Annotated in this window: 12 protein-coding genes; 9 read left to right on the top strand and 3 right to left on the bottom strand. The window is 69.0% G+C overall.

The features are described 5' to 3' along the window. The first annotated feature begins 293 nt into the window (after positions 1-293). Both ABZ345_RS34400 and ABZ345_RS34395 read left to right on the top strand, forming a co-directional pair. Positions 294-1,217: a toll/interleukin-1 receptor domain-containing protein gene (locus ABZ345_RS34400; RefSeq protein ID WP_359858189.1), complete on the top strand. Its 924-nt coding sequence runs from the start codon at positions 294-296 to the stop codon at positions 1,215-1,217. Continuing rightward, positions 1,217-2,605 (top strand): SPFH domain-containing protein, encoded by a 1,389-nt coding sequence (locus ABZ345_RS34395; protein ID WP_359858186.1) that lies wholly within the window; start codon positions 1,217-1,219, stop codon positions 2,603-2,605. The genes ABZ345_RS34400 and ABZ345_RS34395 overlap by 1 nt, the downstream gene beginning before the upstream one ends. A gap of 1 nt (position 2,606) precedes the next feature. Here ABZ345_RS34395 and ABZ345_RS34390 read toward each other — a convergent pair whose 3' ends face one another. After that, positions 2,607-3,011, bottom strand: coding sequence for a hypothetical protein (locus ABZ345_RS34390; RefSeq protein ID WP_359858183.1), 405 nt, complete (start codon positions 3,009-3,011; stop codon positions 2,607-2,609). Positions 3,012-3,083: 72 nt separating this feature from the next. After that, positions 3,084-3,659 (bottom strand): cholesterol catabolism transcriptional regulator KstR, encoded by a 576-nt coding sequence (gene kstR, locus ABZ345_RS34385; RefSeq protein WP_359858413.1) that lies wholly within the window; start codon positions 3,657-3,659, stop codon positions 3,084-3,086. 158 nt (positions 3,660-3,817) lie between these two features. Here kstR and ABZ345_RS34380 point away from each other — a divergent pair, with 158 nt between their 5' ends. Genes ABZ345_RS34380 through ABZ345_RS34350 form a run of 7 tightly spaced genes read left to right on the top strand, consistent with a single transcriptional unit; the run spans position 3,818 to position 11,126 of the window. Further along, complete coding sequence (locus ABZ345_RS34380; RefSeq protein WP_359858180.1) at positions 3,818-5,719, top strand: acyl-CoA dehydrogenase family protein; 1,902 nt, start codon at positions 3,818-3,820, stop codon at positions 5,717-5,719. Then, a complete protein-coding gene (locus tag ABZ345_RS34375; RefSeq protein ID WP_359858177.1) occupies positions 5,719-6,681 on the top strand; it encodes an acyl-CoA dehydrogenase family protein in 963 nt (320 codons plus the stop codon). The genes ABZ345_RS34380 and ABZ345_RS34375 overlap by 1 nt, the downstream gene beginning before the upstream one ends. After that, positions 6,671-7,798 carry an acyl-CoA dehydrogenase family protein gene (locus ABZ345_RS34370; RefSeq protein WP_359858174.1) on the top strand — a complete coding sequence of 376 codons (1,128 nt, stop codon included), beginning with the start codon at positions 6,671-6,673 and terminating at the stop codon, positions 7,796-7,798. The genes ABZ345_RS34375 and ABZ345_RS34370 overlap by 11 nt, the downstream gene beginning before the upstream one ends. Then, positions 7,798-8,682, top strand: a complete 885-nt coding sequence (locus ABZ345_RS34365) for an OB-fold domain-containing protein (RefSeq protein WP_359858410.1) — start codon at positions 7,798-7,800, stop codon at positions 8,680-8,682. Before ABZ345_RS34370 ends, ABZ345_RS34365 begins: the two co-directional genes overlap by 1 nt. Continuing rightward, positions 8,669-9,052, top strand: coding sequence for a MaoC family dehydratase (locus ABZ345_RS34360; protein WP_359858171.1), 384 nt, complete (start codon positions 8,669-8,671; stop codon positions 9,050-9,052). The genes ABZ345_RS34365 and ABZ345_RS34360 overlap by 14 nt, the downstream gene beginning before the upstream one ends. Next, a complete protein-coding gene (locus ABZ345_RS34355) occupies positions 9,049-10,188 on the top strand; it encodes a lipid-transfer protein (protein WP_359858168.1) in 1,140 nt (379 codons plus the stop codon). The genes ABZ345_RS34360 and ABZ345_RS34355 overlap by 4 nt, the downstream gene beginning before the upstream one ends. Then, positions 10,185-11,126, top strand: coding sequence for a hypothetical protein (locus ABZ345_RS34350; protein ID WP_359858165.1), 942 nt, complete (start codon positions 10,185-10,187; stop codon positions 11,124-11,126). The genes ABZ345_RS34355 and ABZ345_RS34350 overlap by 4 nt, the downstream gene beginning before the upstream one ends. On the opposite strand, the gene ABZ345_RS34345 is transcribed toward ABZ345_RS34350, so the two are convergent. Beyond that, positions 11,113-11,940, bottom strand: a complete 828-nt coding sequence (locus tag ABZ345_RS34345; RefSeq protein WP_359858162.1) for a MaoC/PaaZ C-terminal domain-containing protein — start codon at positions 11,938-11,940, stop codon at positions 11,113-11,115. The two genes, ABZ345_RS34350 and ABZ345_RS34345, sit on opposite strands and share 14 nt — an antisense overlap. Positions 11,941-11,946 lie beyond the last annotated feature (6 nt).

Here is an 11,946-nt window from a genome sequence, read left to right as displayed (position 1 = left end):
GACTCCGGCCGAGACCGCCGCCGCCTGGCCGAAGAACTGCCGCCTGCTGGTTGTCATGTGACCCCCTGTGCTCGGGGCCACACAAGCAGTATCGCTCCGATGGGTCAATGCGCCAAGGTGCCGAATTTGGCCGGTAACGTCAGTTCAGGTACCCAGAGATCCGATCTATCGAGGGGTTTTGTCTGGATTGTCCGCAGCTGGCCGTTCACTGGGCTGAATCCTGGAGTGGTCAATACATGGTCAATGCGGGCGACGCTGATGTCAGGGCTGTGACCGCGTGGTTAGCGTGCGGTATGTCGTTTGGATCGGCCGGTTTCCTCCTCTCGTACGCCCAGGCGGACGCGGCGTACGTGCAGCGGCTCGCCGAGCACCTGGCGGCGTCGGACCTCCCGGTGTGGCTGGACGCCGAGCTGCGCAGGGATCCGGCCGAGATCCATGACGGGCTGGCTGCCGCGCCCGGCGTCATCGTGATCATGTCGCCCGCGTCCGAGCGGTCGGAGCGGGTCGAACGCGAGATTCTCGAGGGGCAGCGGCACGGGCGGCCGTTCCTGCCGGTCCTGCTGAGCGGCAAGCGGCATTTCCTGTTGGCCGCCACCAGCTTCTTCGACGCCAGGGACTGCGGGCTGCCCGGCCAGCGGGAGATCACCGACCTGCGGGACCTCCTGGGCGGTCCGGTGGTCCGTCCCTCGCAGCGGCCGAGCCCGGTCGTGCCCGTCGCCACGTCGTCCACCGAGGGCTCGCTGCGCCGGCTGCGGCAGGCGCTGGAGGACGGCCGGTTCGCGCACGCCGACATCCTGACTACGGCACTGCTGCTGGAGTCCGTGCAGCGCCTGGACAAGGGCTGGCTGCGCCAAGCCGACGGCGTGCGGCTGTCACCGGCACTGCTCGCCGACATCGACACCATCTGGTCGAAGTTCACCCAGGGACAGCAGGGGTTCGCGCTGCAACTGTCCCGGCACCCCGGTCCGCCGCCCGGCGCGCCACCCGGCCGTTACCGGGACTTCCTCGCGCTGGCGTTGTCGGTGGGCTGGAAGAACCTGCGCGGCGAGGTGTCCCCGCGGTACGAGGAGCTGGTCGCCGTGGACCAGTTCCCGCCGGGCTTCTTCCCGACGATGCGCAACCCTCAGCTGGAACGGTTCGAGAGCTGGCACGACAGGTGGACCGACACGGTGATGGCCGTGCACATGCGCCTGCGCAACAGCGGGGTGGGGGCCTGATGGTCATCGTCAGCGTCATAGTGGCGGTCGTCGCCCTCGCCCTGGTGGTGGTGCTGACCGGCTTCCGGACGGTGCCGACCGGGAAGGTCGGTGTGGTGTACAAGCGGTTCGGCGGCTTGAAGAACGAGATTTACCCACTTCGCGTGCACGGTGGCCAGGGAGTGCAGGCCGCCACGCTGCGGGCCGATCACCGCTACTTCCTGCCACCGCTGCTGTACCGGGTCCAGTACGTCGAACGGACCGTCGTTCCCACGGGCACCATCGGCGTCGTCATCGCGAAGGTCGGCGCCGTCATACCCGTCGACCGGACGCTGTGCGAGCACGTGGAGTGCGACTACTTCCAGGACGGGCCCCGGTTCCTGCGGGAGGGCGGGCAGATGGGCAAGCAGCCCATGGTCCTGCCCGGCGGTGCCTCCTACGACATCAACCCGGCGCTGTTCGAGGTCATCACCGCGGAAACGCTGGGGGAGAAGTACGGCCTCGTCCGCTCGGACCTGATGGACGTCAGCGTTCCGGAGGGGGCCACCGGCGTCGTCATCGCCAAGGAGGGCGCGGCACCCGACGCGAACGACAACGTCGTCGGCCCGGTCGTGGCCGGCCACTCGAGTTTCCAGCGGCCGTGGGTGTTCCTGGACAACGGAGGCCGGCGCGGCGCGCAGGCGGAAACACTGCCGCCCGGCGGTGTGTACCGGATCAACCCGTGGTTCGCCCGAGTCGTGATCATCCCCACCCGCGAGCTGATGCTGGAATGGGCCGGCCGGAAAAGGGCCGAGTGCTTCGACACGGCGCTGGACGAGATCGTGGTCGACGTCGAGGGCTACCGTCTCCGGTTCACCATGGCCCAGATCATCCGCATCCCCGCGGAGGCGGCGCCGCGACTGGTGCGCAGGTTCGGTCAGGACAGCGACGGGACGGGACTGGGCCCCGTGCAGAGGTTCGTCGAGCGCGTGCTCGGCGGCACCGTCGAGAGCTACTTCAGCAGCTGTGCGGCGGAGCGCGAGGTGCTCGAGTTCGTCTCAGGGCTCAACGAGGTGCGCATGGAGGTGCAGGAGAGAGTTGCCGAGGCGCTCGAGGAGTGGGGCGTGCAGGCTGGCCGCTGCAGCCTGTCGATCATCGAGCTCGACGAGGAACTGGATGCCAGGCGGCGTGACAAGGCCGGCGTGCGCGACAAGCAGCAGACGTTGCTGTACGAGCTGAAGAACGCGGAACTGGAGCAGCGGATCCAGTACCTCCGGATCGAGACGGAGAGGGCTTGGGTCGACTCGGGTATGGCCAACGGCGCGTTGCCGCTGGTGGCGGGGTCGCAGATGAACAGCCAGACGCTGGCGGACTTCCTGCGGGACCTTCCACCGGAGCTCGCGTCCGGCGAGGACGAGCCCGCTGAGTGACTCAGGTTCCGGTCACCGTCTCGCAGCTGACCTTCTGACCGGGCGTCGAGGTCGCGCTCGCCAGCACCTTCACGCCGTCGAGCAGGATGCGGCACGTCAGCACCTGGTCGGCGTTGGGCGTGGCGGTGACCTCTGCCTTCTCCCCGGCGTTGATGATCACCTCCGACGTGAACGGGATGGCGACCGCCTTGGTGATGACGTGCGGTGACTCCTTCCTGTTGCGGTCGGGGTTCTCCAGGTACTCGATCTGCATGGGAGTGCCGGTGGCGGGCTCGGTCGTCACCTCGTAGGTGATGGCCCAGGACTTGCCGATCAGCGTGTTCCAGCCGCCGAGGTGGTTCACCAGGGCGACGGTTCCGCCGCCGAGCACCACCAGCACCCCGAGCACGACCGCGAGCGTCTTCATAGGACAGACGGTAGGGCGACCGGCGTGCGCCGGCATCATTCGGGGGAGTGATTGCGGGGTCGTCCCGCAGGCCTACTTGAGCAGCAGGCGGACCGTCAGTTCGAGGCGGTTCGCGACGTCGGTGGCCGTGGCGCGGCGGGTGACCCAGGCGACCAGGTTGGACAGCCACACGTCGCCGATCACGCGGGCGATGGCCTTCTGCTCGTCGGTCGGGTCCTCGTCGCTCATCGCGCGGGTGAACATGCTCTCCATGAGCAGCGAGACGCGGTCGATCTCGGCGCCCGCGGAGGCGTCGGCGAAGGTGAAGGCGCGCGTCATGGCCTCGGTGAGGTGCGGGTTGCGCTGCAGGCCCCTGGTGATGCGGCCGAGGACGAACAGGACGCGCTCGTAGGGGCTGTCGCCGGGGACCGTGGTGCGGTCCATCTTCTCCTGGGCGCGCTCGAGTTCGACCGCGAGGCTCGACACGAGCAGGTGGACCTTCGACGGGAAGTAGCGGTACAACGTGCCCAGCGCGACGTCCGCCCTGTCCGCGACGGCGCGCATCTGGACGGCGTCGAACCCGCCCTTGGACGCCAGCGCAATGGTCGCGTCGACGATCCGCTTGCGCCGCTCGCGCTGGGCCGCGGAGCTGAGCTCCTCGCCCGCCATGAGTGCGTCGGTGCGCGCCTTCGAAGGTGACACGGAGATGATCCTCCTGGAACGTGTTGCAGCAGCCCCTTCATCGTACTCGATCGGTTTGGCAGCCATGATCTGTTGCCGGAATTAGAACACGTTCTATAAACTCCTTCACGTATGGAGGAGGCTGCATGCCGATCGCCACGACCGGGGAACAACGAGCGTTGCGCGACAGTGTTGACGCGGCGAAGGGCGAGTGGGCTGACCTCGTCCGGGTCGGGTTCTTCGAGGTGACGCGGGAGGGCGGCACGGTCGCCGATCTCGCGGTGATGCTGGAACGGGCGGCGGAGAACCTCGTGCCGGGGCCGCTGCTGCCCACGGCACTGGTGTCGGTGCTGGTTCCGGAGTTCGACGGGATCGCCGGGTTCGGATTTTCGTCTCAGCACGTGGTCGGTGCCGCGGAGGCGACGCATCTGCTGGTGCGAACGGACTCCTGGATGCTCGTGCCCGCCTCTCAGGTGACCGTCACGCCGCTCGACGCGGTGGACCTGTCGCGGTCGCTGGGGTCGGTGGTGGTCGACGAGCCCGGCTCGAAGATCGACGACCCGACCGATCTCGCGATCACGCTGATGGCCGCCGAGGCGAGCGGGATCGCGCAGTGGTGCCTGAACACCGCCGTGGAGTACGCGAAACAGCGACAGCAGTTCGGGCGTGTCATCGGGTCGTTCCAGGCGATCAAGCACCTGTGCGTCGAGATGCTGTGCCGGGCCGAGCAGGCGAGTTCGGTCGCGTGGGACGCGGCGCGCGCGTTCGGTGAGGACGAACATCCGCTGGCGGCGGCGGTCGCGGGGGCGGTGGCGTTCGACGCGGCGGTCCGCAACGCCAAGGACTGCATCCAGATCCTGGGTGGCATCGGGTTCACCTGGGAGCACGAGGCTCACCGCTATCTGCGGCGCGCGTTGTCGTTGCAGCAGCTCGCGGGCGGTGTCGGGGTGTGGCGCCGACGGGTCGCGGAGCTGGCGATGGCGGGCGCGCGCCGGTCGCACTCCGTCGAGCTCGAGCGCGACGAGGACGTGCGGGCGTTCGCCGAGGAGATCGCCGGGCTGGACACCGGCGTTCAGCGGGAACGACTGGCGGACAGCGGATATCTCGTGCCGCACTGGCCGCGGCCGTACGGGTTGGATGCCGATCCGGCTCGGGTGGCGGTGATCGACGACGAGTTCGCCCGAGCCGGGCTGCGCAGGCCCGATCTGATCATCGGCGGCTGGGCGGGGCCGACGATCCTCCGCCACGGAACGCCCGAGCAGCAGGAACGGTTCGTGCGGCCGACGTTGCGCGGCGAGCTCACCTGGTGCCAGCTCTTCAGCGAGCCCGAGGCCGGGTCGGACCTGGCGTCGTTGCGGACCAAGGCCGTGCGGGTGGACGGCGGCTGGAAGCTCAGCGGGCAGAAGGTGTGGACCTCGCTCGCGCACGAGGCCGACTGGGCGATCTGCCTCGCCCGCACGGACACGTCGGTCCCGAAGCACAAGGGCATCACGTACTTCCTGGTCGACATGCGCTCCGAAGGTGTCGACGTGCGGCCGTTGCGGGAGATCACCGGGGAGGCGCGGTTCAACGAGGTCTTCCTCGACGACGTGTTCGTGCCCGATGACTGCGTGGTCGGCGAGATCGGCGACGGCTGGCGGCTGGCCCGCACCACTTTGGCCAACGAGCGCGTGGCGATGGGGTCGTCGCTGGGTGAGTCGCTGGAACGTGTTCTGGAGTCTCCGGCCGCGGCCGAACGCCCGGAACAGCTCGGTGAGCTGGTGGCTCAGGGGCTCGCGGTCGCGGCGCTGGACCTGCGGGCGAGCCTGCGCGTGCTGAGCGGGCAGGAGCCGGGCGCGGAGTCCAGCGTGCGCAAGCTGGCCGGGGTGCGGCAGCGGCAGGACGTCGCGGAGTTCGCCGTCGAGCTGCTCGGCCCGGACGGTGCGGTGAACGGCGGAGAGGTCCACGAGTTCCTGCTGACCCGGTGTCTGAGCATCGCCGGCGGAACCACGCAGGTGCTGATGAACCTGGCCGGCGAACGGATTCTCGGTCTACCGAGGGAGCCTTGATGGATTTCAGCCTCGACGACACCCAGCGGGAGATCGGCCGGCTGGCCGCCGACGTGCTGGGCAGGGAGAGCGACACGCCCTGGAAAGCCCTGGGGGAGGCGGGGTTGCTGTCCCTCGCCGTTCCGGAACGGCTCGGCGGCGACGGGCTCGGCGTCCTGGAGACGGCGGTGGTGCTCACGGAGGTCGGACGGCGTGCGGTCGACGTGCCGGCGCTCGCGACTCTGGCGCTCGGCGTGCTGCCGATCGTCAAGTACGGGACGCCGGAGCAGCAGGACGAACTGCTGCCGCTGGTGACCGAGCAACACGCGGTGCTGACCGCGGCGTTGAGCGAGCCGTCCGCGCCGCTGCCTGCGAAGCCGAGCACCACCGCGGGGCCGGACGGGATCTTCGGCGTGAAGATCAACGTGCCGTACGCGGCTGAGGCGCGACGGATCCTGGTGAGCACGGACGCCGGTGTGTTCGTCGTCGACCCGGCACAGCCCGGCGTGTCCACATCGGACGGGACCGTGCGCTTCGAAGGCGCCCGCGGTGAGGAACTGCGTGGCGCGGCCGAGGACCTGCGCCGATTCGCTCTGGCCGGGGCATGTGCGGTCGCGGACGGCGTCCTGGCGGGAGCACTCGACCTCACCGTCAAGCACGTCGGCACGCGCCACCAGTTCGGCAAGCCGTTGTCCACCTTCCAATCGGCCGCGTGCCAGGTCGCGGACGTCTACATCGCTTCCCGCACGCTCCACCTCGCGGCCCTGACCGCCTGCTGGAGCCTCGACGACAACGACCTCGGCACCGCGGCCTACTGGCTGGTGGCGGAAGCGCTGCCGGCCGTCCACACGTGCCACCACCTGCACGGCGGCCTCGGCCTCGACATCACGTATCCGATGCACCGGTACTACGGCATGGCCAAGGAGCTGACGCGGTTCGTCGGCGGAGTGGAGCACCGCTTGGGGGCCATCGATGTTCATTGACTTCACCGATTCGCAACGCAAACTGCGGGATGAGCTGCGCGAGTACTTCGCCGGGCTGATGTCGCCTCAGGAGCGCGAGGCGATGCTCACCGAACGCCACGGCGAGACCTACCGCGAGCTGGTGCGCAGGCTCGGGCGCGACGGAAGGCTCGGCGTCGGGTGGCCCGTCGAGTACGGGGGGCTCGGGTTCGGGCCGGTCGAGCAGCAGATCTTCGTCAACGAGGCCGCGCGGGCGGACGTCCCGCTGCCGTACGTGACGCTGCAGACCGTCGGCCCGACGCTGCAGGCGTTCGGAACGCAGGAGCAGAAGGACTTCTTCCTGCCCCGCATCCTCAGCGGCGACCTCCACTTCGCGATCGGCTACACCGAGCCGGACGCGGGCACGGACCTGGCCTCGTTGCGCACCAAGGCAGTTCGCGAGGACGACCACTACATCGTCAACGGCCAGAAAACCTTCACGACCGGTGGGCACGACGCCGACTACGTGTGGCTGGCGTGCCGCACCGGAACGCCGGACTCGCGGCACAAGGGCATCACGATCCTCATCGTCGACACTCGCGATCCCGGTTACTCGTGGACGCCGATCATCACGTGCGACGGCGCGCACCACGTCAACGCCACCTACTACAACGACGTGCGTGTGCCCGAGAACCGCAGGGTCGGCGAGGAGAACAAGGGCTGGCGGCTGATCACCACCCAGCTCAACCACGAACGCGTGATGCTCGGCCCGTCCGGCCGGCTCGGTGCGCTCGTCGAACGCGTGCACAGCTGGGCCGCCGAACGCCAGCTGCTCGACGAGCCGGACGTCAAGCGCGCGTTCGCCGAGGCACGCGCGGTGCACCGGGTGAACGAGCTGCTCAACTGGCAGGTCGCGAGCGGTGAGGTGGAGGTCGCGGACGCTTCAGCCACCAAGGTGTTCGCCGCGGACCGGACCCAGCGCGTCGGCCGGATCCTGGAAGAGCTCGTCGGACGCCACGGTGCCGACGCGGAACTGGTCCGCTGGCTGGACGTGCAGGCGCGCCGCAACCTCGTGCTGACGTTCGGCGGGGGAGTGCAGGAGATCCAGCGCGAGCTGATCGCGAACATCGGGCTCGGCCTACCACGGGTGGTGCGATGATCGACATCGAGAAGGAGGCCGCCCGCATCGCCGAACAGGGTGAGTCGGCGCCGCGGCTGGCACGCGACCCGGTCAACCTGCCGATGATCAACAACTGGCTGGAGGCGATCGGCGACCAGCATCCCGGCTACACCGAGGTCGCGCCGCCCGCGATGGTGCAGGTGTGGACGATGGCCGGGCTGCACGGTCAGCGCACCCTCGACGACCCGCTCGGCGCGATGATGAAGGTCCTGGACGAGGCCGGGTTCACCTCCGTCGTGGCGACGAACAGCGACCAGACCTACCACCGGTACCTGAAGGTCGGCGAGCACCTGTCGGTGACGACGAGCCTGGAGGACGTGACCGGCCCGAAGAAGACCGGGCTGGGCGAGGGGTGGTTCGTCACGACCAGGAGCACCTGGTGGGTGGGCGACGAGGCCGTGGCGGAGATGAGGTTCCGGGTGCTGAAGTTCCGTCCCGCGCAGAAACCCGCGCCCACGCCCGAACCGCAGTCCACCCAGGTCATCCGTCCCTCCGTCAACCGCGACACCGAGTACTTCTGGGAAGGGTGCAGAGAAGGCGAACTCCGCATCCAGCGGTGCGGCGGCTGCGGGCTGCTCAGGCACCCACCCGGCCCGATGTGCCCGGAATGCGGTGCCACCAAACCGAAGTACCTCGTCTCCGACGGCCGCGGCGTGGTCTACAGCTACGTCGTGCACCACCACCCGCAGGTGCCGGGCAAGCAGACCCCGTTCGTCATCGCCCTGGTCGAACTGGACGAGGGCGTGCGCATGCTCGGCGAGCTGGACGGCGAACCGAGCATCGGACTGCCGGTCGAGGTCGTGTTCACCAAGGTCGACGACGAACTGACGATGCCGAGCTGGAGGCCCCGTGCGGATCGGTGATTCCCTGCCCGAGTGGCACGTCGAGGCCACGCCGACGTTCGTGATCAGCACCGCGCTGGCCACCCGTGACTTCCAGGACGTCCATCACGACCGCGACCTGGCGGTACAACGAGGCTCGAAGGACATCTTCATCAACATCCTCACCACAACGGGCCTGGTGCAGCGGTACGTCACGGACTGGGCAGGCCCGCAAGCCCTGGTGCGCCAGGTGAACATCCGGCTCGGCGCGCCCTGCTACGCCTACGACACGCTGAAGTTCTTCGGTCAGGTGATCGAACGTGAGGACCAGGACCTGACCATCGAGGTCGTCGGCAGGACCGGGCACGGTGACCACGTCACCGGCGTCGTGAAGATCGAGGTGCCGGCATGAGCGCCGCGATCGTGGGCATCGGCGCGACCGACTTCTCGAAGGACTCGGGCCGCAGCGAACTCCAACTGGCCGCCGAGGCAGTCAGAGCCGCGTTGCAGGACGCCGGGCTGGAACCGTCCGATGTGGACGGACTGGTCAGCTTCACCATGGACACCAACGCCGAGATCGCGGTCGCCCGTGAGCTCGGCATCCCGGAGCTGACGTTCTTCAGCCGCGTCCACTACGGCGGCGGGGCGGCGTGCGCGACCGTCCAGCAGGCCGCGATGGCCGTCGAGACCGGCGCGGCGAAGGTGGTGGTCTGCTACCGGGCCTTCAACGAACGCTCGGGCCACCGGTTCGGGCAGGTCCAGACCGCGGCCGTCGCGAACATCGACAACAGCTGGTCGTACCCGATGGGGCTGGGCACGCCGGGTGCGATGGTCGCGATGTTCGCGCGCCGGTACATGCACGAGTACGGCGCGACGAGTGAGGACTTCGGCCGGATCGCGGTGATCGACCGCAAGCACGCCGCCACGAACCCGCACGCGTGGTTCTACAACAGGCCGATCACCCTGGCAGACCACCAGGCATCGCGCTGGATCGCCGAACCACTGCACCTCCTCGACTGCTGTCAGGAAACCGACGGCGGCGTGGCGCTGGTCGTCACGTCGGCGGAACGCGCCCGCGACCTGCCCCAGAAGCCCGCCCACATCAAGGCGGCCACTCAGGGCAGCGGCATCGACCAGTTCACGATGACCAGCTACTACCGCGACGACCTGACCAGGCTCCCCGAGATGGGCGTGGTAGCCAGGGGACTGTGGGAGAAGTCGGGCATCGGACCGTCCGATGTGGACGTCGCTGTGCTCTACGACCACTTCACGCCGTTCGTGCTGGTGCAGCTGGAGGAGCTGGGCTTCTGCGGCCGGGGAGAGGCCAAAGACTTCGTCGCGTCAGGCGCGTTGGAACTGGACGGCGACCTGCCGCTCAACCCGCACGGAGGCCAGCTCGGTGAGGCCTACCTGCACGGGATGAACGGCATCGCCGAGGGCGTGCGCCAGGTGCGCGGCACTGCGGCGAACCAGGTCGCGAACGTGGAACATGTGCTGGTCACGGCAGGTACCGGGGTTCCGACGAGCGGGCTACTGTTGGGCAGGTGACCGAGTTCGACCCGACGGCGTTGCACGTCAGCAACGGCGACGCCACCGACGTGCCCGCTGAGCAGGTTCTGTACTGGCGCGACTCCCTGCACGAGGGCCCGGTGCCCGCGGTCGGGCCGGAGGAGCTCCGCCGGGTCAGGGCCGACTTCCTGGTGGAGAGCGGCGTCGACGACCGCGCGGAGGGCTTGGCGATGTTCGCCGAGCGCGACCAGACCCTGGAAGCCGCCAAAGACCGCGAGTACGTCCTGTGGTTCGAGGCCGACCTGTACGACCAGCTGCAGATCATCCAGATCCTCGACCGGCTCGCCGGCCTCGGCGTGCCCGCCGAGCGCATCACCCTGATCTGCATCGGCGAGTACCCCGGTATTGCCCGGTTCGGCGGACTCGGCGAGTTGACGGCGGCACAGTTGCGCGAGCTGCCCGCGACGAACGCATGCGCCCGGCTGACCCCGGCAGCGCTGGAGCTCGCCCAGGTGGCGTGGGCAGCGTTCTGCGCACCAACCCCGGAAGGTGTGGCTGCCACAGCCGCCACCCGCAACGGTGAGCTGCGGTTCCTCGGCGAGGCCTTCGACCGCCTCAGCCGGGAGTATCCGTCCACTCGCGACGGTCTGTCGCTGACCGAACGACGCGTGCTGGCCGCGATCGCCGGTGGCGCCGAAGACGCCGGCACCGCGTTCGTTCGTGCCGCTGCCAGGGAAACCCGTCCATATTTGGGCGACACCTGGTGCTTCGCGATGATGGAACGGATGGCGCGCGCAACCGTCCCGCTGCTGGAGGCCGCGCCCTCCCTGCGGCTGACTCCAGCGGGCGCGGAAGTGCTCGCCGGGCGGGCGGACCACGTGACGCTCAACGGGATCGACAGGTGGATCGGGGGAGTGCACCTCCGCGGAGACTGGCGCTGGGACGAGGGGATGGAGACCCTGGTCAGGTCAGGGTGAGCACGGCGTCGGAGAGCACGGGACGATCACCGGCGGACGTCGTCAGCACCAGCTGTGAACCGTCCCGCCGCACCTGAGTCGTCAACGTCTCGCCGGGGAACACCACGCCCGCGAACTTCGCCCCGAACGACAACACCTGCTCCGGCCCGTCCAGCACGGCGTCGATCACCGCCCGGCACACCACGCCGTACGTGCACAGCCCGTGCAGGATCGGCTGGTCGAACCCGGCCATCCGAGCGAACTCGGGGTCGGCGTGCAGTGGGTTCCGGTCGCCACAAAGCCGATACAGGTACGCCTGCTGCGGCAGAGTCGGGGTCTCGATCACGAAGTCCGGTGCGCGTGCAGGCACCTCGACCTTGCCCGACGGCCCGCGCTCACCGCCGAATCCGCCCTCGCCACGAGCGAAGATGCTGGAACGAGTCGTGTACAGCGCGGTGCCGTCGGGCGTCACAGCAGTCGACTCCTGCACGATCACCGCGGCCTTGCCCTTGTCCCACACGTCCGCGATCCGCGTCCGCAACACGGCCTCACCCTCGGCGGGCAAAGGAGCATGCACGGTGATCTCCTGCGTGCCGTGCAGAACCCGCGCGAGGTCGATGTCGACACCGGGGAACGACACGGCCGGCGGCGCGGTCTCGTGGAACCGGGGCGCCACCACACCGAACGTCGGCAGCACCTCGAGGCCCTGCTCGTAGACGTACCGAAGCTCGGTAGCACCCAGAGCGAGGTGGTAGAGCAGCACGTCCGAGTGCGTCCAGGAGAACTTGATCTCGGGAAGTTCCGCCCCCACAGCCACATCCGGGTCGATCGGCATTCCCAG

The sequence above is a fragment of the Lentzea sp. NPDC005914 genome (assembly GCF_040629405.1).
Taxonomy (GTDB): domain Bacteria; phylum Actinomycetota; class Actinomycetes; order Mycobacteriales; family Pseudonocardiaceae; genus Lentzea.
The sequence above is the reverse complement of the archived record's forward strand: the minus strand, read 5'-3'. Positions and strand labels throughout refer to the sequence as shown.

Bases quoted from the DNA above. Each gene is read 5' to 3' on its own strand.
- ABZ345_RS34400 (WP_359858189.1), top strand. From the start codon at position 294: ATGTCGTTTGGATCGGCCGGTTTCCTCCTCTCGTACGCCCAGGCGGAC.
- ABZ345_RS34395 (WP_359858186.1), top strand. From the start codon at position 1,217: ATGGTCATCGTCAGCGTCATAGTGGCGGTCGTCGCCCTCGCCCTGGTG.
- ABZ345_RS34390 (WP_359858183.1), bottom strand. From the start codon at position 3,011: ATGAAGACGCTCGCGGTCGTGCTCGGGGTGCTGGTGGTGCTCGGCGGC.
- kstR (WP_359858413.1), bottom strand. From the start codon at position 3,659: ATGGCGGGCGAGGAGCTCAGCTCCGCGGCCCAGCGCGAGCGGCGCAAG.
- ABZ345_RS34380 (WP_359858180.1), top strand. From the start codon at position 3,818: ATGCCGATCGCCACGACCGGGGAACAACGAGCGTTGCGCGACAGTGTT.
- ABZ345_RS34375 (WP_359858177.1), top strand. From the start codon at position 5,719: ATGGATTTCAGCCTCGACGACACCCAGCGGGAGATCGGCCGGCTGGCC.
- ABZ345_RS34370 (WP_359858174.1), top strand. From the start codon at position 6,671: ATGTTCATTGACTTCACCGATTCGCAACGCAAACTGCGGGATGAGCTG.
- ABZ345_RS34355 (WP_359858168.1), top strand. From the start codon at position 9,049: ATGAGCGCCGCGATCGTGGGCATCGGCGCGACCGACTTCTCGAAGGAC.
- ABZ345_RS34345 (WP_359858162.1), bottom strand. From the start codon at position 11,940: ATGCCGATCGACCCGGATGTGGCTGTGGGGGCGGAACTTCCCGAGATC.